General features: G+C 61.6%; 21 protein-coding genes. 3 read left to right on the top strand and 18 right to left on the bottom strand.

Annotated features, from left to right (window positions below; genetic code table 11):
• Positions 1-6 precede the first annotated feature (6 nt).
• On the top strand, positions 7-1,140 hold the full coding sequence (locus CKW24_RS10495; protein WP_095167657.1) for an aminotransferase class V-fold PLP-dependent enzyme: 1,134 nt from the start codon (positions 7-9) through the stop codon (positions 1,138-1,140).
• Between the two features lie 237 nt (positions 1,141-1,377).
• Here CKW24_RS10495 and CKW24_RS10490 read toward each other — a convergent pair whose 3' ends face one another.
• From CKW24_RS10490 to CKW24_RS10435, 12 genes are all read right to left on the bottom strand, one after another.
• A complete protein-coding gene (locus tag CKW24_RS10490; protein WP_095167655.1) occupies positions 1,378-2,166 on the bottom strand; it encodes a TatD family hydrolase in 789 nt (262 codons plus the stop codon).
• Between the two features lie 60 nt (positions 2,167-2,226).
• Positions 2,227-3,213 (bottom strand): DNA polymerase III subunit delta', encoded by a 987-nt coding sequence (locus CKW24_RS10485; RefSeq protein ID WP_095167653.1) that lies wholly within the window; start codon positions 3,211-3,213, stop codon positions 2,227-2,229.
• On the bottom strand, positions 3,206-3,838 hold the full coding sequence (gene tmk, locus CKW24_RS10480) for a dTMP kinase (RefSeq protein ID WP_095167651.1): 633 nt from the start codon (positions 3,836-3,838) through the stop codon (positions 3,206-3,208). Before tmk ends, CKW24_RS10485 begins: the two co-directional genes overlap by 8 nt.
• Before the next feature lie 19 nt (positions 3,839-3,857).
• On the bottom strand, positions 3,858-5,033 hold the full coding sequence (gene mltG, locus CKW24_RS10475; RefSeq protein WP_095167649.1) for an endolytic transglycosylase MltG: 1,176 nt from the start codon (positions 5,031-5,033) through the stop codon (positions 3,858-3,860).
• A gap of 3 nt (positions 5,034-5,036) precedes the next feature.
• A complete protein-coding gene (gene pabC / locus CKW24_RS10470) occupies positions 5,037-5,852 on the bottom strand; it encodes an aminodeoxychorismate lyase (protein ID WP_095167647.1) in 816 nt (271 codons plus the stop codon).
• Positions 5,852-7,096, bottom strand: a complete 1,245-nt coding sequence (fabF, locus tag CKW24_RS10465) for a beta-ketoacyl-ACP synthase II (RefSeq protein ID WP_095167644.1) — start codon at positions 7,094-7,096, stop codon at positions 5,852-5,854. Before fabF ends, pabC begins: the two co-directional genes overlap by 1 nt.
• Before the next feature lie 109 nt (positions 7,097-7,205).
• Positions 7,206-7,442, bottom strand: a complete 237-nt coding sequence (gene acpP, locus CKW24_RS10460; protein ID WP_003175607.1) for an acyl carrier protein — start codon at positions 7,440-7,442, stop codon at positions 7,206-7,208.
• A gap of 192 nt (positions 7,443-7,634) precedes the next feature.
• Complete coding sequence (gene fabG / locus CKW24_RS10455; protein ID WP_095167642.1) at positions 7,635-8,378, bottom strand: 3-oxoacyl-ACP reductase FabG; 744 nt, start codon at positions 8,376-8,378, stop codon at positions 7,635-7,637.
• A gap of 16 nt (positions 8,379-8,394) precedes the next feature.
• On the bottom strand, positions 8,395-9,333 hold the full coding sequence (gene fabD, locus CKW24_RS10450; RefSeq protein WP_095167640.1) for an ACP S-malonyltransferase: 939 nt from the start codon (positions 9,331-9,333) through the stop codon (positions 8,395-8,397).
• Between the two features lie 125 nt (positions 9,334-9,458).
• Positions 9,459-10,469, bottom strand: a complete 1,011-nt coding sequence (gene plsX / locus CKW24_RS10445; RefSeq protein ID WP_095167639.1) for a phosphate acyltransferase PlsX — start codon at positions 10,467-10,469, stop codon at positions 9,459-9,461.
• A gap of 3 nt (positions 10,470-10,472) precedes the next feature.
• On the bottom strand, positions 10,473-10,655 hold the full coding sequence (gene rpmF / locus CKW24_RS10440; RefSeq protein WP_003179396.1) for a 50S ribosomal protein L32: 183 nt from the start codon (positions 10,653-10,655) through the stop codon (positions 10,473-10,475).
• A 13-nt stretch (positions 10,656-10,668) separates the two neighbouring features.
• Entirely contained in the window at positions 10,669-11,196 is a 528-nt protein-coding gene (locus CKW24_RS10435; protein ID WP_008050439.1) for a YceD family protein, read from the bottom strand.
• A 105-nt stretch (positions 11,197-11,301) separates the two neighbouring features.
• Between CKW24_RS10435 and CKW24_RS10430 the strand changes: the two genes are divergently transcribed.
• Positions 11,302-11,880 carry a nucleoside triphosphate pyrophosphatase gene (locus CKW24_RS10430; RefSeq protein ID WP_095167637.1) on the top strand — a complete coding sequence of 193 codons (579 nt, stop codon included), beginning with the start codon at positions 11,302-11,304 and terminating at the stop codon, positions 11,878-11,880.
• Positions 11,881-11,994: 114 nt separating this feature from the next.
• On the opposite strand, the gene sppA is transcribed toward CKW24_RS10430, so the two are convergent.
• The 3 genes from sppA to rluC are packed head-to-tail and all read right to left on the bottom strand — an operon-like array spanning position 11,995 to position 14,620.
• Entirely contained in the window at positions 11,995-12,984 is a 990-nt protein-coding gene (gene sppA / locus CKW24_RS10425; protein WP_095167635.1) for a signal peptide peptidase SppA, read from the bottom strand.
• Between the two features lie 21 nt (positions 12,985-13,005).
• A complete protein-coding gene (locus CKW24_RS10420) occupies positions 13,006-13,671 on the bottom strand; it encodes an HAD-IA family hydrolase (RefSeq protein ID WP_095167634.1) in 666 nt (221 codons plus the stop codon).
• A complete protein-coding gene (rluC, locus tag CKW24_RS10415) occupies positions 13,658-14,620 on the bottom strand; it encodes a 23S rRNA pseudouridine(955/2504/2580) synthase RluC (RefSeq protein WP_095167632.1) in 963 nt (320 codons plus the stop codon). Before rluC ends, CKW24_RS10420 begins: the two co-directional genes overlap by 14 nt.
• A gap of 740 nt (positions 14,621-15,360) precedes the next feature.
• On the opposite strand from rluC, the gene rne reads away from it, so the two are divergent.
• Positions 15,361-18,561 (top strand): ribonuclease E, encoded by a 3,201-nt coding sequence (rne, locus tag CKW24_RS10410; protein ID WP_371917583.1) that lies wholly within the window; start codon positions 15,361-15,363, stop codon positions 18,559-18,561.
• A 126-nt stretch (positions 18,562-18,687) separates the two neighbouring features.
• Here the strand turns inward: rne and CKW24_RS10405 are convergent, their stop codons facing one another.
• The 3 genes from CKW24_RS10405 to CKW24_RS10395 are packed head-to-tail and all read right to left on the bottom strand — an operon-like array spanning position 18,688 to position 22,069.
• Positions 18,688-19,287 (bottom strand): NTP transferase domain-containing protein, encoded by a 600-nt coding sequence (locus tag CKW24_RS10405; RefSeq protein ID WP_371917582.1) that lies wholly within the window; start codon positions 19,285-19,287, stop codon positions 18,688-18,690.
• Positions 19,287-21,602 carry a xanthine dehydrogenase family protein molybdopterin-binding subunit gene (locus tag CKW24_RS10400; protein ID WP_095167628.1) on the bottom strand — a complete coding sequence of 772 codons (2,316 nt, stop codon included), beginning with the start codon at positions 21,600-21,602 and terminating at the stop codon, positions 19,287-19,289. Before CKW24_RS10400 ends, CKW24_RS10405 begins: the two co-directional genes overlap by 1 nt.
• Positions 21,599-22,069: a (2Fe-2S)-binding protein gene (locus CKW24_RS10395; protein WP_095167626.1), complete on the bottom strand. Its 471-nt coding sequence runs from the start codon at positions 22,067-22,069 to the stop codon at positions 21,599-21,601. The genes CKW24_RS10400 and CKW24_RS10395 overlap by 4 nt, the downstream gene beginning before the upstream one ends.
• Positions 22,070-22,104 lie beyond the last annotated feature (35 nt).

Raw genomic sequence — 22,104 nt, 5'->3', positions numbered from 1 at the left:
CCGACCATGACTACGTTTCTTGATGAATTTGTACAGGCTCCAGGCCTTCGCTATTTGAATCATGCAGCCGTCGCGCCCTGGCCAAATCGGGCGGCCAGCGCCGTGGCGCGCTTCGCCCAAGAGAACGTTTTGCTGGGCGCGCGGGACTATTCGGACTGGATGTCACTGGAGCAGCGCCTGCGTGAACGCCTGATGCGCCTGCTAAACGCACCGTCGACGGACGACATCGCGCTGGTCAAAAATACTTCTGAAGCACTGTCTTTTGTCGCCTTCGGACTGCCCTGGCAGAGCGGTGACCAGATCGTCATCAGCGATGAGGAGTTCCCATCCAACCGCATCGTCTGGGAGGCCCTGGCCGCGCAAGGCGTCGAAGTGATCCAGGCCAGCCTCAAGGGCGACGACCCGGAAGGCGCGCTGCTGGCTGCCTGCGGCCCCCGCACGCGCTTGATGTCGGTCAGCGCCATACAATTTGCCAGCGGCCTGCGCCTGGACCTGCAGCGCCTCGGAGCCGGCTGCAAACAGCAAAACGTGCTGTTTTGCATCGACGCCATCCAGCAACTCGGTGCCCTGCCCTTCGACGTCCAGAGCTATCAATGCGACTTTGCCATGGCCGATGGCCACAAATGGTTGCTGGGCCCGGAAGGCCTGGGGGTGTTCTACGTGCGCAGCGAACTGCGCGAACAACTCAAGCTGCACGAATTCGGCTGGCACATGCTTGAACACATGGGTGACTACACCCGCACCACCTGGGAGCCGGCCAAGAGTGCCCGGCGTTTTGAGTGCGGCAGCCCGAACATGCTCGGCGCGATGGCCCTGGAGGCCAGTCTGTCGTTATTGGAAGAAGTCGGCATGCCGACCGTGGCCACACTCATCGCCGAACGCGTGCAGTGGCTGCAGGACGGTTTGGGCGCAATCGCCGGGATCACCCTGCACAGCCCGCTCAATCCGGCTCGGCGCGGGGGGATTTTTTCCTTCAGCATCGACGGCATCGATAACCAGGTCGTGTACGAGACTCTCAAGGCTCAGCAGGTGGTGTGTATTCCGCGCGGACCGGGCGTGCGGTTTTCCCCGCACTTCTATACCGAAAAACGCGTGATCGACGAAACTATCGCCATAGTCGCAGCCATCGCCAAGCAGTGAGAACTCAAGCGAAGCGCCGGTATTCCAAATATGTTTAAGAAACCCGGGGAGCAAACTGGACTCGGCGCAATACTGATCAATACTTGAAATGTCGGCGCGTCATCTCCCCCAAGTGGCGCGTGGATATAGGTACCAACGGACCGCGTACCTTTGTTTTACTCCTAATGGTCTTAACCCGGATTCACCCCCCAGAACCCGGGTTTTTTTTGCCTGCGATTTGCCTCCCCAGGCCGTCGCTCAAACCGACTTAACGTGGGCCAAGGGGAACAGTCGCTTGAAGTTTTCGGTGGTCTGCTCGGCAAACCGCTCGTAGGACTCACCGCGGAGCATCGCCAGGAACTCCGCCACTTCGCGTACGTATTGCGGCAGGTTAGGTTTGCCGCGGTAAGGAATCGGCGCCAGGTAGGGGGAATCGGTCTCCACCAGCAGGCGATCGGCCGGCACCTTGCTCGCGACATCACGCAAGGCATCGGCATTGCGGAAGGTGACGATGCCGGACAACGAGATGTAGAAGCCCAGGTCAAGCGCCGCCTTGGCCATGTCCCAGTCTTCGGTGAAGCAATGCAGCACACCCGCCTGGGGCAAGGCTGCCTCGCGCAGCAATGCCAGGGTATCGGCGCGTGCGCCACGGGTGTGGACGATCACCGGCTTGCCCGTTTGCTGGGCGGCTTGCAGGTGCAGGCGGAAGGATTGCTGCTGCAGCTCGGCCGCCTCTGGCTCGTAATGGTAGTCAAGGCCCGTCTCGCCAATGGCCACCACGCGCGGATGATTGAGCTCGTGCAACAGCCAGTCCAACGCCGGTGCCGCGCCCGGCTGGACGTCCAGCGGATGCACGCCCACCGAGCAGTCGACGTCGTCGTAGCGCTCGGCAAGCGCCTTGACGTCGGCCGCGTTGTCGACACTGACGCCGATACACAGGAAATGCCCGACCCCGCGCTGGCGCGCCGCCTCAAGGGCAGCGTCCAGGGAGCCGTCGTGGGCGGCGAGGTCGAGACGGTCGAGATGGCAATGGGAATCTACAAGCATAGTGAGGTTGCAACTAAATCGTATGGGTGGGGCGCCCGGACACAGTCCGGGCAGCGCGGTTTAACGTTGAGCCGGCAACCCTGTCCACTGCACCAGCAGGGCCTCGAGCAGCAGCACACGGTTGAGGTTAGCCTTGCTCAGGACCTTCTGCCGCTGGGCCAGGATCCAGTCCTGGATGTTCAGCACCTTGTCCTGGGAAGACTTCTGCGCCAGGTACTGCACCACCTTGCGCATATCCACCAGGCCGAGGCCGGCTTCATCCTGGGTCAGTTGATAACGCAGGATCAGGCTCGACCAGTCGCAGAACCAGTCGAACAACAACAGCAGCGGGATCGCATTCCAGCCTTCGGCCAGTTGGGTGGGCGACTGCTGTTGCTTGAGTAGTTTCTTCACCCCGTCGACCACCAACGCCCGCTGTTCGCGTACGCCCTGGGCCTGCAGGGTGACCGCTGCCAGGGGCGAGCCGGCTGCCAGGGTCAGCAACTCGACCCGCTCCTCTTGCGTGCAATCGGGCAAGGCCTGGGCCAGCCATGCCAGGCTCATGGCCTCGCTAGGCAGCGGACAGGCTTGCTGTACACAGCGACTCTTGATGGTCGGCAACAGGCGACTGGTCTGATGGCTGACCAGCAACAGCACGGTGTCACCGGACGGTTCTTCGAGGCTTTTGAGCAAGGCGTTGGCGGCGTTGATGTTCATCGACTCCACCGGCTCGATCAGCACCACCTTGCGCCCGCCCAACTGCGCGGTCTGGACCACGAAACTGACCAGCTCACGGACCTGGTCGACCTTGATCGCCTTGTCCGCCTCCTCCGGCTCGAGGATGTAGTTGTCCGGATGGCTGCCGGCCTTGAGCAGCAGGCAGGATTTGCATTGCCCGCAAGCGTCCAGGCCGTCTGGCCGCTGGCACAGCAGGCGCGCCATCAGGCGCTCGGCCAGGGCGCGCTTGCCAATGCCCTTGGGGCCATGGAGCAGGTAGGCGTGGGCGTGCTGCCCGCGGCCGGCCAGTTGCTGCCAGAGGCTGTCCTGCCACGGATAGGCTTCAGCCACGGTGACGCTCCAGCAACTGTGGCAGCAAGCCGTCCAGCGCCTGCTGCACCTGCGCCAATGGCTGGGCGGCATCGACCAACAGGTAACGCTGCGGATCTGCCGCGGCACGCTGGAGGAATGCCGCGCGCACGGCCTCGAAGAACACCCGGCCTTCCAGCTCGAACCGATCCAGTCGGCCACGGGCACTGGCGCGGGCCATGCCGATCTCGATCGGCAAATCGAACACCAGGGTCAGGTCCGGGCGCAAATCGCCCTGGACGAAGGTCTCCAACGCCGCGATGCGCTCCAGCGACAACCCGCGGCCGGCGCCCTGATAGGCGTAGGTCGAATCGGTAAACCGGTCACAGAGCACCACCGCGCCGCGCGCCAGCGCCGGGCGGATGACCTCGGCCAGGTGCTGCGCGCGCGCGGCGAACACCAGCAACAGCTCGGTGTCGGCATGCATGACTTCATCGACCGGCGCCAGCAGCACTTCGCGGATGCGCTCGGCCAAGGGGGTACCGCCGGGCTCGCGTGTCAGCACCACTTCGATACCGGCGTCACGCAGGCGTTCGGCAAGGTATTCGCGATTGGTGCTTTTGCCGGCGCCTTCGGGGCCTTCCAGGGTAATAAACAAGCCAGTCACAGGCAGTCCTTAGTCAGAGTCATTGCGGGCTTTGCGGTGCCTGGGCGTCAGGCGTTGGCGGCGCAGGTGGTAGATCCTGCGGGACCGCCTCAGGCGCTTCGGGCACTGCTGGCACCTCTGGCACCAGCGGCGCCGGCTCCTCGGGCGTCACCGCACCGTTGGCGGGCGCAGGGCTGGAACGATAGTCGGCGCGGCGCTTGAGTTGATACTCGCGCACGGCGTTGTTGTGGGCATCCAGGTCATCGGAAAATACATGGCTGCCGTCGCCGCGAGCGACGAAGTACAGGCTGCTGCCCGACACCGGGTTGAGGGCCGCGTGAATCGCTTCACGGCCGACCATGGCAATCGGGGTCGGCGGCAGGCCGAAAATCACATAGGTGTTGTAGGGCGTCGGCTCGCGCAGGGACGCGCGGGTCAGTTTTCCGTTGTAGCGCTCACCCATGCCATAGATCACGGTCGGATCGGTCTGCAGCATCATGCCGATCTGCATGCGCCGTACAAACACTCCGGCAATCTGTCCGCGCTCCTGTGGCACCCCGGTTTCCTTCTCCACCAGGGACGCCATGATCAGCGCCTGGTAGGGCTCGCTGTACGGCACATCCGGGGAGCGCTTGCTCCATTCCTTGGCCAGCACTTCTTCCAGCCGATCGTAGGCCTTTTCCAGGACTTCGGCATCGGTCATGCCGCGGACGAAACGGTAGGTGTCCGGAAAGAACCGCCCCTCGGGAAACACGCCGCCATGCCCGAGTTTTTCCATCAGTTCGCTGTCGCTGAGGCCGGCCAGGGTCTGTTCAAGCTTATCGTTTTTCGCCAGCGCTGCACGCACCTGGCGGAAGTTCCAGCCTTCCACCAGCGTCAGACTGTACTGGACCACTTCGCCGCGCTGCCACAGACCGATCAGGCCTTGTGCGCTCATGCCCGGCAGCATGCGGTATTCGCCGCTGTGCAGGGGTTGGGTGGCCAGGTTGAAGCGCCAGTACAGGCGCAGCCAGAAAGCGTCCTCGAGCACACCGTCGGCTTCCAGGCGATTGAAGGTCCCGGACGGCGTCGAGCCAGTGGGTACGTCGAGTAACTCTTCCTGAGTAATGTTGAGTGGCTGTTCCAGCGCCGAATTGATTTTCCAGGCCGAAGCGCCCAGCAGCAGCCCCGCCAGAACCAATCCGGTTTCCAGCAGCAGCAAGAGTTTACGTCTCACGAATCAAGCATCCAGTAGCGCGCGGGCAATTCCCTGCAGTTTACGGGTGAGCGGCCCAACCGGCCAGCTCAGCGCAGCATATGCGTTTACCGGCCAGATGCCGTAGACGCTGTTGCAGACAAAGACTTCATCGGCCTGTTGCAGTTGTTCGAGGCTGATGTCAGTGATTTCAGTGGGGATCCCCAGTGACTTGGCTTGAAACAATAATTCGCCCCGCATCACCCCGGCGACACCACATCGGCGCAAATCGGCGGTCAGCAGCACGCCATCACGCACGATGAACAAATTACTGAACACACCCTCGATGACTCGGGCATCTACGTCCAACATCAACCCTTCTGCGCATTCAGGCCCCTGCCACTCGGCGCGGGCAAGGACTTGCTCAAGACGATTGAGGTGCTTGAGGCCCGCCAGCAGCGGCTGGCTGGCCAAACGCGTGGCACAGGGGAACAGGCGCACGCCGTGCTCGGCATGAACGCTGGGGTAATGTGCAGGGGGATTGCCTTGCAGGATACGTCGCGGCGCAGCTGCAGGGTCGAAGGCATAACCGCGTTGACTGTCGCCGCGGGTCAGGATCAGCTTGAGCACGCCGTCGCCTAGCTCGGCGGCATAGGCCACCAGTTCGGCGCGAATCAGCCTGTGATCCGCCGCCAGCGCCAGGCGCAAGCAGCCCTCGGCCAGGCGTTGCAGGTGGCGTTCCAGCAATACGGGCTGGCCGCCCCTGACGGCGATGGTCTCGAACAAGCCATCGCCGTAGGCCAGGCCGCGGTCTTTTAGCGACAGTGCGTCAGCCGGCTGACCGTCGACCCAGCTTTCCATCAGTCGACGAACCGACGGAACACCAGGGAGCCGTTGGTGCCACCAAACCCGAAGGAGTTGGACAGCACTACGTCGATATCCATGTTACGCGCAGTGTGCGGTACAAAATCGAGATCGCAGCCTTCGTCCGGCTCGTCCAGGTTGATGGTTGGCGGCGCGACCTGGCCGTTGATCGCCAGCACGCTGAAGATCGCCTCGACGGCGCCCGCGGCACCCAGCAGGTGGCCGGTCATGGATTTGGTCGAGCTGATGGCCAGCTTGTAGGCGTGATCGCCGAACACGGTCTTGATCGCCTGGGCTTCGGCGAGGTCGCCGGCCGAGGTCGAGGTGCCGTGGGCATTGATGTACTGCACCTGGTCGCCATTGATCCGCGCATCACGCAGGGCGTTGGCGATGCAGCGAGCAGCACCGGCACCGTCCGCCGGAGGCGAGGTCATGTGATAGGCATCGCCGCTGGTACCAAAGCCAATCAGCTCGGCGTAGATGGTCGCCCCGCGTGCCTTGGCGTGCTCCAGTTCTTCGAGAACCAGGGCCCCGGCACCGTCGGACAGTACAAAACCATCACGGCCCTTGTCCCATGGACGGCTGGCGCGGGTCGGCTCGTCATTACGCGTGGAGAGTGCACGGGCAGCACCAAAGCCACCCATGCCCAGGCCACAGGCGGCCATCTCGGCACCGCCGGCAATCATCACATCGGCTTCGCCGTAGGCAATGTTGCGCGCAGCCATGCCGATACAGTGAGTACCGGTGGTGCAGGCAGTGGCAATGGCGTAGTTAGGTCCCTGTATACCCAGGTGGATCGACAGGAAACCGGAAATCATATTGATGATCGAGCCCGGCACGAAAAACGGCGAAATCCGTCGCGGCCCGGAATCATGCAGCGTGCGGCTGGTTTCTTCGATATTGGTCAGTCCGCCAATACCCGAGCCCATAGCCACGCCGATACGCTCACGGTTGGCATCGGTGACTTCCAGCCCGGCATTACGCACCGCCTGAAACCCGGCCGCCAGACCGTATTGAATGAACAGGTCGAGTTTGCGAGCTTCCTTGACCGACAGGTACTCCTCGACATTGAAGCCCTTTACCGAGCCGCCAAAACGAGTGGAATAGGCAGAAAGGTCAGTGTGTTCGATCAGACCAATGCCACTGCGGCCAGCCAGAATGCCCTGCCAGCTGCTCGGCACATCCGTGCCCAGTGGCGACAACATACCCATACCGGTGACTACGACGCGTCTACGCGACACAGCACTCTCCTTTTTTCAAATGACGACTTTGCATCAGACCTAAAGAAAAAACCGCACGCCATGATGGCAGTGCGGTTTTTCCATGACAGCTAACAACGATTACAAACTATTACGCCTGGTGGCTAGTAACGTAATCGATGGCAGCTTGTACAGTAGTGATCTTCTCAGCTTCTTCGTCAGGGATTTCGGTCTCGAATTCCTCTTCCAGAGCCATCACCAGCTCAACGGTGTCAAGGGAGTCGGCACCCAGGTCTTCAACGAAGGAAGCAGTGTTCACCACTTCTTCTTCTTTAACGCCCAGTTGCTCAGCAACGATTTTCTTGACGCGCTCTTCGATGGTGCTCATACCTTGTTTTCACTCCTAATGGACAAATTCAGGCAGCTGGCCAGTGGGTAAGTGTATAGAAAGGCTTTTCAGTTTTTCAACTGAAAGCTTCACTCCTCAAACCCTGACGACCGGCTGCCTATAAATAGATTGCAGCTTTATAACGGATTTTAGACAGCTCGTATGACATTTTTTTGAAGCGATCCGTCACATTTAACTCATGTACATCCCGCCGTTCACCGGGATTGTAGCCCCAGTAACGTAAGCCGCACCGTCCGACGCAAGAAAAGCGACCACAGACGCGATCTCTTGAGCTTGCCCCAGACGACCCAGCGGAATTTGTGTCTGCAGGGCTTCACGCTGCGCTTCAGGCAGTTCGCGGGTCATATCGGTGTCGATGAACCCAGGAGCCACCGAGTTGACCGTAATCGAGCGCGAGCCCACTTCACGGGCCAAAGCGCGACTGAAACCTTCCAGACCTGCCTTGGCGGCTGCATAGTTTACTTGGCCTGCGTTGCCCATGGCACCCACAACCGAACCAATACTGATAATTCGACCCCAACGCGCCTTGGTCATGCCGCGCAAAACGCCCTTGGACAGGCGGAACAGACTGTTCAGGTTGGTATCGACGACGTCATGCCATTCGTCATCTTTCATCCGCATCATCAGGTTATCGCGGGTGATACCGGCGTTATTGACCAGGATCGCCGGCGCACCGAATTGCTCCTGGATGCTCGCCAGAACACTGGCCACGGACTCGTCGCTAGTGACGTTGAGCTCCAGGCCCGTGCCTTGAATACCATTTTCCTTCAGGGTGGCGGCAATGCGCTCGGCACCCGCGGCGGAAGTAGCGGTACCCACCACGATGGCGCCCTGACGACCCAATTCCAGGGCGATAGCCTGGCCGATGCCACGGCTCGCACCGGTGACCAGTGCAACTTTACCTTGCAGACTCATGCAAGCTTCTCCTGATTCAGGCCAACGCTGCACGGGTGGCAGCGAAGGCGTCTGGGGTATTGAGGTTGGATGTCGACACGCCTTCGGCGCAACGCTTGTTCAGGCCGGCCAGGACTTTGCCCGGGCCGCACTCGACCAGATTGGTCGCGCCCTTGGCCGCCAGCGCCTGTACGGACTCGACCCAGCGTACTGGCTTGAACAGTTGCTCGAGCAGATCACGCTTGAGGGTTTGCAGATCGGCCGGCACTTGTGCGCTGACGTTCTGCACCACTGGAATCTGCGGGGCCTGCCAGTCAATCGCGGCGACGGACTCGGCAAACTGCTCGGCCGCAGGACGCATCAGCTCACAGTGCGACGGCACGCTGACCGGCAACGGCATGGCGCGCTTGGCACCCCGCGCCTTGCAGCCTTCGATGGCACGCTCGACGGCCGCCTTGGCACCGGCGATCACCACCTGGCCCGGGGAGTTGAAGTTGACCGCGCTGACCACTTCGCCTTGCGCCGCCTCGGCACAGGCCGCCAGCACGTCAGCGTCGTCCAGGCCGAGAATCGCCGCCATGGCGCCCTGCCCGGCCGGAACGGCTTGCTGCATCAGTTGACCACGACGCTCGACCAGCTTCACGGCGTCGCCCAGGCTCAGGCTGCCTGCCGCGACCAGGGCACTGTATTCGCCCAGGCTGTGACCGGCCACATAAGCCGGACGCGCACCGCCTTCAGCCAGCCACAGGCGCCACAGGGCGATCGAGGCAGTGAGGATGGCCGGCTGGGTCTTGTCGGTTTGATTGAGCTGCTCTTCCGGCCCTTGCTGGGTCAGTGCCCACAGGTCGTAACCCAGAGCATCGGAAGCTTCTTTGAATGTTTCGAGGATCAGCGGATATTGCGCGCCCAACTCGGCCAGCATGCCGAGGGACTGCGAACCCTGTCCTGGAAAGACGAATGCGAGGGAAGCAGACATGTAACAAGCCCCTAATGATCTTGTCGTCGGAGAGTTGACGCCCCGCTGAGGGGACGCAAGAAACTGACAGTTGGATGGCCAATTGAACCGAGCGGTCACATTTAAGCATTGTCCGACGAAAATGCCTAAAGCAGCAAATCCTCGAGACGCCCATGGAGTCGCTGCGGCAGGTTCTCCTGGATCTCGATCAAGGCTCGCTGGATCGCACTCTGAAAACCCTGCACGCCAGCTGAACCGTGGCTCTTGACCACGATCCCCTGCAACCCGAGGAAGCTCGCGCCGTTGTGCCGGGCGGGCGCCAGGTCAGCCTGCAAACGCTTCATCAAGGGCAAGGCCAGGGCCCCGACCATCCTTGATGCAAGATTCTGCTTGAACAAGGCCTCGATACGCCCGGCAATCATGGTCGCCAGGCCTTCGCTGGACTTGAGCAGGATGTTGCCGACAAAACCATCACAGACCACCACATCCGCCTCACCCCGATACAGGCCGTCACCCTCGACAAAACCGATGTAATTCAGGCCCCGGGCACCTTGCAACAGGGTCGCCGCAAGCTTGACCTGCTGATTACCCTTGATGTCCTCGGTGCCGATATTCAACAACGCCACCCGGGGCCGGGCGATCCCCAGCGTCTCGGCCGCCACCGAACCCATCACCGCGAACTGGAACAGGTGCTCGGCACTGCAATCGACGTTAGCCCCCAGGTCCAGTAACTGGCAGTAACCCTTTTGTGTCGGGATCGCCGCGACCATCGCTGGCCGATCGATACCGGGCAACGTCTTGAGCACGAACCGCGACAACGCCATCAGCGCGCCGGTGTTGCCGGCACTGACACAGGCCTGGGCCTTGCCATCACGCAGCAACTCCAGCGCCACGCGCATCGACGAATCGGGCTTGCCACGCAGGGCCTGGGCGGGCTTTTCATCCATGGTGATGACTTCGCACGCTGGAGCAATCGACAGACGCGCGCGATCCACAGCCGATTGGCCAGCGATCAATTCTTCAAGAAGGGAGGGTTGACCGACGAGGGTCAGGTGTAGCGAGGGCGTAGCAGACAGGCAAGCAAGGCTGGCCTGAACAATGCTGCGGGGACCGAAGTCCCCGCCCATTGCGTCAATCGCGATGACTTGAGCGGACAAGGATTACTCGTCAGCGCCCTTGTCGATCACTTTACGGCCACGGTATACGCCTTCTGGCGATACGTGGTGACGCAGGTGAACTTCACCAGTGGTCTTTTCTACGGACAGAGTGCTTGCCTCGAGAGCGTCGTGCGAACGACGCATGTCACGGGCGGAGCGGGATTTTTTGTTCTGCTGAACAGCCATAATTGATTAACTCCTAAACGTTTGGGTCACGCTTTAACTGCGCCAATACACTGAACGGGTTGGACCGCGTTACCTCGTCCTCGCTCGGTTCGGGCTCATCGAGACCCGCCGGCTGCTGGCATTCTTCCGGATGATGAGCAGGCACAATGGGCAAGGCGAGCAAAAGCTCCTCCTCGATCAGTGACTGCAGATCCAAAGGATCTTCGCCCAGTTCCAGCACGTCATAACCTTTCGGCAACGACTGGGTATTCGCACCCTCCTTTACCACAGCATAACTGCATTCGCTGTGAATCGGCAGGGTGACCAGCTCAAGACAACGCTGGCAAACCATTTTGACCTCGGTGTCGATAAAGCTGTGGATCACCACAGATTTACGTTCATCTCGTTCAAAAACGAATTTAGCCTGCACCGTACCGACATTGTCGGAAAGCGGGTCGCAGAGTCTCTCCAAATCGGCCAGCAGCATTTCACCTTGAAGGGTGGTGCCACGATCAGCCAATTTGCGCGGGTCAACGTGAGGTGGAATCGGGTCATTCAACATAGGCGCAGCATTATAGGGATGCACCCGCCCTTGTCAAAGGAAATTCAGTCCTGTCCGTCACTTGCAGGCCCCGCTAGAATTTGCGACTGACTTCTGGAGAGCCCTATGTTGCCTTTATTACTCGCTTCAAGCTCGGTTTATCGCCGCGAATTACTGGCTCGCCTGCAGTTGCCTTTTACCTGCAGCTCCCCGGATATCGACGAAAGCCCACTGGCGGGCGAGTCCGCCACCGAGCTGGTCAGGCGCCTGGCACAAGCCAAGGCCCAGGCACTGGCCGCCAGCCATCCGGGGCATCTGATCATCGGCTCGGACCAGGTCGCGGTACTCGACGGCAAGATCATCGGCAAGCCCCACACCTTCGACAAGGCCCGCGAACAACTGCTGGCCGCCAGCGGTGCCAGCGTGACCTTCCTCACCGGCCTGGCCCTGCTCAACAGCCAGAGCGGCCACTGCCAGCTCGACTGCATCCCCTTTACCGTCCACATGCGCACGCTCGACCCAGCAAGCGTGGAGCGCTACCTGCGCGCAGAGCAGCCCTACGACTGCGCTGGCAGCTTCAAGGCCGAAGGATTGGGGGTAAGCCTGTTCCAACGCACCGAAGGCCCGGACGCCACCAGCCTGGTCGGCCTGCCGCTGATTCGCCTGGTAGACATGCTGCTGGCCGAAGACGTGCAGATCCCGTAGCAGCTCGCACCCGGCGAGGACTGCGTCCTCGAACGCAGCCTCGCGGGCTCGGCAGCTGCTACAGACCATAAAAAAACCGGCCACGCAGGCCGGTTTTTTTATCTCGCACAGCAATCAGCGCAAGGCGGGGCCGTGAAAGCCCATCCACATGGCCAACTGCTCGGCCACACTGGCGCCGAGCTTTTTCGAGAAACGATCGAACGGCGATTCCTGGATGGTGAAGTCCACCAGCTCTTTCTCACCGATCACGTCCCGCGCCACCGAACTGGCACTGCCCAGGCCATCGATCAAGCCCAGCGGCAATGCCTGCTCGCCCGACCAGACCAGCCCGGAAAACAGCTCCGGATGATCTTTGTCCTTGAGCCGATCACCACGCCCCTTCTTCACGCTGGCAATGAACTGCTGATGGGTGGTATCCAGCACGCTCTGCCAGAATTTGGTTTCTTCCGGTTTTTGCGGCTGGAACGGATCGAGGAACGACTTGTGCTCACCCGAGGTGTAGGTACGCCGCTCGACACCCAGCTTCTCCATGGTACCTACAAAGCCATAGCCGGCCGCTGTGACACCAATGGAACCCACCAGACTGGCCTTGTCGGCATAGATCTGGTCCGCAGCGCTGGCGATGTAGTAGGCACCCGAGGCGCCCAGGTCGGAAATCACCGCATAAACCTTGATTTGCGGGTGCAAGGCGCGCAAGCGCACAATTTCGTCATAGACGTAGCCGGACTGCACCGGACTGCCGCCAGGGCTGTTGATCCGCAGCACGACACCCTTGACCTTGGCATCCTCGAACGCCGCACGCAGGCTGCCGACGATATTGTCGGCACTGGCCGGCTCTTTATCGGCAATCACCCCAGTGATCTCGATCAATGCGGTGTAGCCCGAGCCGCGCGTCGCGCTCTTTTCAATGTCCATCAGCGGCGTGAACAGGATCAACGCGACAATCAGGTACACAAAGGTCAACAGCTTGAAGAAAATCCCCCAACGCCGCGAGCGACGCTGCTCCTGCACACCGGCCAGCAGGGTTTTTTCCAGCAGTTTCCAGCTCTTGTCTTCGCCGTCTTCAGCACTGGCTTTGACAGGCGCCTTCCATTCGTCAGTCATTGCATCTACCCCAACCCAAACTTAATTGGCCTGCTGACCCAGCCAGGCATGCAATTGCGAAAAATGATCAATGGCCAGGCACGGCTCGTACGCACGCAGCGCCTCTATGGATTGCGCGCCATAGCTGACTGCCACAGACGCCATCCCGGCATTGCGAGCCATCTGCAGATCGAACGACGAATCCCCCACCATCAGCGCCTGCCCAGGCCCGACCGCGCAATGCGCCAGGATCTGCTCGAGCATCAAGGGGTGCGGCTTGCTAGCGGTTTCGTCGGCGGCGCGTGTGATATCAAAATAATCCTCCCAGCCATGGGACTTCAGCACCCGATCCAGGCCACGACGCGCCTTGCCAGTGGCTACGGCCAACTGATAGCCCTCGGCGCGGAACGCCTCAAGCGACTCGAGCACGCCCTCGAACAACGGCGAAGGCTCGGCCTCCAGCGCTATGTAGTGATCGGCATAATGCTGACGAAACGCCACCAGCTCGGCATCACCGATTTGCGGATACAAGGTGCGAATCGCCTCTGGCAAACCCAGCCCGATAATGCCCTTGACCGCCAGATCGCTGCACAGCGCAAAACCCGAGCGTTCAGACGCGACGTGCATCGCCTCGACGATCCGACCAATGGAATCGGCCAGTGTCCCGTCCCAATCGAAAATCAGTAGTTTGCAATCAGAGGGGTGCACTCAGGCGCTCCACGGTCTTGGCCCACATTTCGTCCACTGGCGCCTGCAACTTCAACTCACCGCCATCGGGCAGCGGCACGGTCAGCATGTAGGCATGGAGGAACAATCGCTTGCCGCCCAGATCGCGAATCTCCTTGGAGAAACCTTCCTCGCCGTACTTGGTATCGCCAGCAATGCAGTGCCCGGCGTGCAAGGTGTGGACGCGGATCTGGTGAGTCCGGCCGGTAATCGGCTTGGCTTCGATCAGGGTGGCAAAGTCGCCAAAACGACGCAGGACCTTGAACACGGTCACCGACTCCTTGCCCTCCTCCTCGTCGACTTCGACCATGCGCTCGCCGGAGCGCAGATTGCTCTTGCCCAGCGGCGCCCGGACTTGCTTGATCGAGCTCGCCCAGTTGCCGCGAACCAGCGCCATGTAGCGCTTGTCGACGCCATCGCCGCGCAATGCCGTGTGCAAGTGACGCAGCATGCTGCGTTTCTTGGCGATCATCAGCAGGCCAGAGGTGTCACGGTCGAGACGGTGCACCAGCTCGAGCTCCTTGCAATCGGGACGCAACTGACGAAAGGCCTCAATCACCCCGAAGGTCAAGCCGCTGCCACCGTGGACCGCAATGCCGCAAGGCTTGTTGATCACGATCAGCGCCTTGTCTTCAAAGACAATCGAGGCTTCCAGGCGTTGCAACAACCCCTGGGCCAGGGGCACTGGCTCGTCACGCTCCGGCACACGCACCGGCGGCACGCGCACGATGTCGCCCGCCTGCAGCTTGTACTCGGGCTTGATCCGACCTTTGTTCACGCGCACTTCGCCTTTACGCAAAATGCGGTAAATCAAGGTCTTGGGCACACCTTTGAGCCGAGCAAGAAGGAAGTTGTCAATTCGTTGGCCGGCATATTCCGGCGAGACCTCCAGCAGTTGTACGGCTGGGGTCGGGGGGGCAGTAGTCGTCATGCCGCGAATGATAACAATTTTTTATGGAATTGAAGCACTTAATCATTGCTGCTATAGTCGCGAACGCCGCCAAAAGCGGCTGGACAGAGGACAAACGGCAAGTTGCCGGCCCTGACCAACGCAATTCATCAGGACGCGAGGCCGTCCTACGGGGCTTTCGCATCTTCTGGAAGGTTCGTGATTGTAACAAGCGCAGGTGACATGAGGCCTGAAGCGAGTGCAACAAACAGAGTACCACTCGTCTGTTGCGCCGATATTTACGGCCAGTTCACAAAGTGCAGTCAGTCCCGAATCACACCTGGGTCGAGAGTTTCGGAAACAACGCCTGTTACAAGCTGGGAGCCAGCCAAACAGCTTTCACCCAGTCTTGTGTAGCCATGAGCGTGGACTCCCCATTGGAGAACACGGTAAATGCCAACCCGCTGCGGATTCTGCGCGCGGCAGCACCCGAATTATCAGGGATACGTGTAGGGTGGAGATGCACAACCGTCGGACCGTGTAGCACTAGGCTTATATTTAGACGCTTCATCTCGTCCACAGTCGCCGGTTGATTCCTCCTCCTGACTGAGTGCTTAAGTAGCCACAGCAAGCAGGACGCGTACGTCGCGATGAAGGCCCACATTGGCCGGACTTCGCTAGACACGGGAATGGCCAACCACTCCCGACGCACCTGACACCGACCGTGAGAAGTCGTGTGTGCCGAACGCCGTTTCCGGCAGCCCGGAAACCGACGGTACTACATGAAAAGAATGCTGATTAACGCAACTCAACCCGAAGAGTTGCGTGTTGCACTGGTAGATGGCCAGCGCCTCTACGACCTGGACATCGAATCCGGTGCACGCGAGCAGAAGAAGGCCAACATCTATAAAGGCCGGATTACTCGCATCGAACCAAGCCTTGAGGCTGCCTTTGTCGATTTCGGCTCTGAGCGCCACGGCTTCCTGCCCCTCAAAGAAATCTCCCGCGAATACTTCAAGAAAGCGCCTGAAGGCCGCGTCAATATCAAGGACGTCCTGAGCGAAGGCCAGGAAGTCATCGTTCAGGTCGAAAAAGAAGAACGTGGCAACAAGGGCGCAGCCCTGACCACCTTCATCAGCCTGGCCGGTCGTTACCTGGTGCTGATGCCGAACAACCCACGTGCCGGCGGTATCTCCCGTCGCATCGAAGGTGAAGAGCGCAACGAACTGCGTGAAGCCCTGAACGGCCTGGTTGCCCCGGCTGACATGGGTCTGATCGTGCGCACTGCCGGCCTTGGCCGCAGCAGCGAAGAAATGCAGTGGGACCTCGACTACCTGCTGCAACTCTGGACCGCCATCAAAGAAGCTTCGCTGGACCGTTCCGCGCCGTTCCTGATCTACCAGGAAAGCAACGTGATCATCCGCGCGATCCGCGACTACCTGCGCCAGGACATCGGCGAAGTGCTGATCGACAGCGTTGAAGCCCAGGACGAAGCCCTGACCTTCATCCGCCAGGTGATGCCGCAGTACGCCAGCAAGATCAAGCTGTACGAAGACAGCGTGCCGCTGTTCAACCGTTTCCAGATCGAAAGCCAGATCGAAACCGCATTCCAGCGCGTTGTCGAACTGCCTTCCGGCGGCTCCATCGTCATCGATCCGACCGAAGCCCTGGTGTCCATCGACATCAACTCGGCGCGCGCCACCAAAGGCAGCGACATCGAAGAAACCGCTCTGCAGACCAACCTTGAAGCCGCTGAAGAAATCGCCCGTCAGTTGCGCCTGCGCGACATCGGCGGCCTGATCGTCATCGACTTCATCGACATGACCCCTGCCAAGAACCAGCGCGCCGTGGAAGAGAAAGTCCGCGAATGCCTGGAAGCCGACCGCGCTCGCGTACAAGTCGGTCGCATCTCGCGCTTCGGCCTGCTGGAAATGTCCCGTCAGCGCCTGCGTCCGTCTCTCGGCGAAAGCAGCGGCATCGTCTGCCCGCGTTGCAACGGTACCGGCATCATCCGTGACGTTGAATCGCTGTCGCTGGCGATCCTGCGCCTGATCGAAGAAGAAGCCCTGAAAGACCGTACCGCCGAAGTTCGCGCCCAGGTGCCGATCCCGGTGGCAGCGTTCCTGCTCAACGAAAAACGCAACTCGATCACCAAGATCGAACTGCGCACCCGCGCCCGCATCGTCATCCTGCCGAACGATCATCTCGAGACGCCGCACTTCGAAGTGCAGCGCCTGCGCGATGACAGCCCGGAAGCCCACACCAACCAGTCCAGCTACGAAATCGCAGCTGCCGCGGCTGAAGTGGAAGAAGTGCAACCGGCCGCCGCCACCCGCACCCTGGTTCGCCAGGAAGCTGCCGTGAAGACTGCACCCGCCCGTGCCAACGCACCGGTGCCGGTTGAAGTCGCAGCTGCCCCGGTAGTCGCTCCGGCTGCCGTACCAGAGCCAAGCCTGTTCAAGGGCCTGGTGAAGTCGCTGGTCAGCCTGTTCGCCACCAAGGAAGAGCCAGCCGCTCCGGTCGTGGTTGAAAAACCTGCCGCCGAGCGTCCAGCCCGCAACGAAGAACGTCGCAACGGTCGTCAGCAGAGCCGCAACCGTAACGGTCGCCGCGATGAGGAACGCAAGCCACGCGAAGAACGTGCACCGCGTGAAGAACGCGCTCCACGTGAGCCGCGCGAAGAGCGTCAGCCACGCGAAGCCCGCGAAGAGACCCCGACCGTCGCTCGCGAAGAACGCGCACCTCGCGCCCCACGTGAAGAGCGTGCTCCACGCCCACCACGTGAAGAGCGCAAGCCACGTGGCGATCGTGAAGACCGTCCAGTGCGCGAACTGCGTGAACCTCTGGATGCCGCACCTGCTGCCGCCGTTGCTGTTGCTGCTAGCGCCGTCGCTGAAGAGCGCCCGGCTCGCCAGCCACGCGAAGAGCGTGCACCGCGTCCGCCGCGTGAAGAGCGTCAACCACGTGCCGAACAAGCTGCAGCCCCGGTTGCCGAAGAAGAAGAACTGGTAACCAGCGAAGAGCAACTGCCGGAAGATGGCCAGGACAACGCCGAAGGCGATCGTCCACGCCGCCGCTCCCGTGGCCAGCGTCGCCGCAGCAACCGTCGTGAGCGTCAACGTGATGCCAATGGCAATGTGATCGAAGGCTCGGAAGAGTCCGAAGGCAGCGAAGAGCCTACGGGCGCAGAACTGGCTGCCGGCCTGGCCGTGACCGCCGCTGTTGCCAGCACCGTGATCAGTGCTCCAGCCGAAGCCGAGGCTCATCAGCAAGCTGAACGTGCAACCGCCGCCGTGACTGAAGAAGTTGTTCAGCCAACCGCCCAGGTTGAAGCGCCAGTCGTGGAAGCCACCACTCCAGTTGAAGCGCCAGTCGCTCCTGCTATAGAAGTGGCTCCGGCGGTTGAAGCCCAGACTGTTGAAGCACAACCGCAAGTAGCGGCTGAAGCCGAAACAGTGGTTGAAGCACCTGTCGCTGTAGAGGCCGTTGTCGAAGCCCCTGCGGTGGTTGAAGCACCTGCTTTCGAAGCACCAGTCGCCGAACAGGCGCCTGAAGCCCGCGAAGAGCAGACTGCCTTTAACTGGGTAGCTGAGCCTGCAGTAGTTGAGGCCGTGGCAGCCGAGGTTGTGGCACCGGTTGCCGAAGTGGTTGCCGAGCCAGCCCCCGTGGCTGCCGAACCAGCGCCAGTTGAAGCCCCGGTAGTGGCTGAAGCTGCCGCCCCGGTGGTCGAAGCTGCGCCAGCTGCGGTCCTGACCGAAAACGGTCGTGCGCCGAACGACCCACGTGAAGTGCGTCGCCGCAAGCGCGAAGCCGAGCGCCTGCAGAAGGAAGCCGAACTGGCTGCCACTGCTGCACCGGTCGCTGAAGTTGCTGCCGAGCCTGCTGCCCCTGCCATCGACGAAAACCTGCGTTCCGTTGAAGAAGTGGTAGAGCAACACCCAGAGGCCCTGGAAAAAGAGCACGAGCCTAAACCCCTCGCCTGATTCCATCCGCCACTAAAAAGCCCCGCCTGAGCAATCAGGCGGGGCTTTTTTTATCGTGGGAACCGGCGCCCGCTCCCAGGTTGGTACGTCCATCGCTGGCAAGCCACAAAGGCATCACCCGGCTGATTAACCAAAAACCAGCGCCTGTGGCACATCCACATCCCACAGAACACCCCCATCCTTCACCACCACCTCGACCACCTTGGCCGTGGCAAACAACGGCTTGGCCCCACGATCACCGGACAGGGCCATCAACGCCGGGCCAAACGATGCGCCAAACCCCACGGGGTGGCCGAACTCGCCCGCCTGCACCGGCACACTGATGGTATCGGCCGCCACTTGGGCAACCACCTCATCAATACTCGCCGGCAAGATAAACGGCATATCTCCCAGCACCACCAGCCATCCCTCCAACCCTGGGCAAGCCGCCACCGCCGCGGCGATGCTGTCGCCCATGCCCGCCGATGCCAGCCACAGCACTTCGCAGCCGTAGACACGGGCCAGCCGGGCGACCTCGGCGCGGTCCGGCGTGGTCACCAACCAGCGCGGCTGGACGCTGTCCGGCAAGTTGCGCAGGCTATGCTCGAGCACCGGCCGGACAACCCCATCGCGGCCTTTGCACAGCGCCAGCAGCTTGTCCTGGTCGGCGCCGGCCACTTGCCGAAAACGACTGCCCTGCCCTGCCGCGAGAATGATCGCGCCGACATTGCGCTGCACACGCGCCATCACGCCTTTTCCTGCTGCCAGCCTTGCAGCTGATAACGCACGGGCAAACTGCGGATACGCTTGCCAGTCGCGGCAAAGATCGCATTGCACAGGGCCGGTGCAATCGGTGGCACGCCCGGCTCGCCGACCCCGCCCAATGGCACGTTGCCCGGTGGCGTGACCAGATGCACCGCCAGCACCTTTGGCGCCAGGGACATGCGTGCCACCTCGTACATATGGAAGTTGTCTTGCTGGACCTTGCCGTCCTTGAAGCTGATCTCCCCCAGCACCGCGTTGCCCAGGCCCATCACGCAGGCCCCCTCGAACTGCGAGCGAATACGCTCGGGATTGATCTGCGGACCACAATCGACGGCGATATCCGCCTTGTGCACCACCAGCGTCCCGTCATCCCCGACCTCCACTTCGATGACTGCCGCCACATAGGTGACGAAGCTGTAGTGCACTGCCAGCCCCAGGCCACGGCCCTTGGGCAACTCGCGACCCCAGCCGGCAGCCTGGGCGGCGGTTTCCAGCACCGCACGCAGACGCGCAGTGTCGATCGGGTAACGTTCGGGGGATTCGCCGTAGTTCCACTCCTCGCTCAAGGTCCGCGGGTCGATCTGCCTATCAGGCCCCAATAGCTTGATCTGGTACTTCAGCGGATCCTGGCCGGCCTTGTGCGCCAGCTCGTCGACAAAGCTCTGGATGGCGAAACCATGGGGAATGTTCGACACCGAACGATACCAGCCGACCCGGGTATGGGCAGCGGCTGCGGGATTTTCCAGGCGCACGTTGGGAATCGCATAGGCCATGTTGGTGAAGCCCATGCCCAGCTCAAAAGCGGCTTCGTGATCCATACCCGGCGCGAACAACGCGGTGATGCTCGGCGCCACGGTGCGGTGCAGCCAACCGGATGGCATGCCGTCCTGATTGAGACTGGCCTTGAGGTATTCGGCCGAAACCGTATGGAAGTAGGAGTTGTGGATATCGTCTTCACGGGTCCACTGCACCCGCACCGCCTTGCCGGGAAACGCCTGGGCCAGGATCGCCGCCTCGAGGATGAAGTCCGGCTTGGACTTGCGCCCGAAACCACCACCGAGCAAGGTGACGTTCACCCTGACCTTGTCGAACGGTATGCCCAGGCGTTCGGCGATGCGCTCACGGGTGACCTGGGGGGCCTGGCTCGGCGCCCAGGCTTCGCACTGGCCATCCTTGAAGCGCGCTACGGCAACCATCGGCTCCATTGGCGACTGTGCCAGGTGAGGCAAGTAATAGGACGCTTCCAGGCTGCTGGCGGCACTGTTCAGCGCCTCGTCGATATTGCCGGTGCTGCGCACTACCTTGCCCGGCTTGAGCGCAGCAGCCTCCAGCTCCTTGCGGTAGGCAAGCGAGTCATATGCGGCATTGGCGCCGTCGGCCCAGACAATTTTCAGCGCCTCGCGCCCCTTGATCGCCGCCCAGGTATTGCTCGCAATCACTGCCACACCGCCCAGCGGCTGGAACTCGGAGGGAATCGGCCGACTGTCGATCTGCATCACCTTGACCACCCCCGGCACCTTCAGCGCCGCACTGGCATCAAAGGACTTGACCGTGCCGCCATACACCGCCGGCCGCGCTACGGTGGCAAAGAGCATACCTTCGAAGTGCACATCGGCGCCGTAGACCGCCCGCCCGGTGACAATGTCTTCGCCATCAATGGCACGCACCGACTCCTTGCCGATGTAACGAAACTCCGACGGCTGCTTCAGCCGCAGGCTTTCTCGCGCCGGTACCGCCAAGGCAGCGGCCGCCTCGGCCAGCGCGCCGTAGCCCAATTGGCGACCACTGGGCTGATGGCGGACGGTATGCAATTGCGCCCGGCATTCGTCGACCGGCACTTGCCATTGATTGGCCGCCGCCTGCTCCAGCATGCTCCGCGCCGCAGCCCCACACCGGCGCATCGGCTCGTACCAGTGGCGCATGCTGCGCGAACCGTCGGTGTCCTGGTTGCCGAAACGTACTTCATCGCCCGGCGCCTGGCGGACCTTGACCATGGCCCAGTCGGCGTCCAGTTCATCGGCCACCACCATGCTCAAGCTGGTGCGCACGCCCTGGCCCATTTCCGAGCGGTTGCACAGCACCGTCACCGTGCCATCGGCGGCTATGCTGACGTACACCTTGGGGTCATCGATCCAGCCGTTGGGCATGCCCTCGGCACCGAACTTTTTGACCTCGGCGAACGCCTCCTGCCACCCCCAACTGGCTGCCAGCACCAGCGCACCGGTGGCGCCTACCCCCTTGAGAAAGCCGCGTCGACTGAGGTTGCTCAGGACAAAATCACTGGGTAAGCGGCTCATGCCTTGGCCTCCTGCAGATGAGTTGCCACCTGGCGGATTGCAGTCTTGATCCGGTTATAGGTGCCACAGCGGCAGATATTGCCGACCATCGCGGTCTCGATCTGCTCATCGCTGGGGTTGGGATGGGTCTTGAGCAATGCTGTGGCCGACATGATCTGGCCACCCTGGCAGAATCCGCACTGCGCCACGGCCGTATCAAGCCAGGCTTGCTGGACCAGTTGGCCGAGCGGATCGCGGTGCAGGTTGTCGATAGTACCGATATCCTGGCCGACCACCGAACCGATCGGGGTGATGCAACTGCGCGCCGGGGCACCGTCGATATGGATGGTGCACGCACCGCACAGGCCCATGCCACAGCCAAACTTGGTGCCGCTGTAACCGGCAACGTCGCGGATCGCCCAGAGCAGCGGCATGTCCTCGGTGACGTCCAGTTGATGGTCTTGACCATTGAGCTTCAGGGTAATCATGGGCACGCCCGCATATGCATGAGGTTATGGGGCCG

The organism is Pseudomonas sp. Irchel 3H3, assembly GCF_900187635.1.
In the GTDB taxonomy this organism is placed as follows: Bacteria; Pseudomonadota; Gammaproteobacteria; order Pseudomonadales; family Pseudomonadaceae; genus Aquipseudomonas.
The sequence above is the reverse complement of the archived record's forward strand: the minus strand, read 5'-3'. Positions and strand labels throughout refer to the sequence as shown.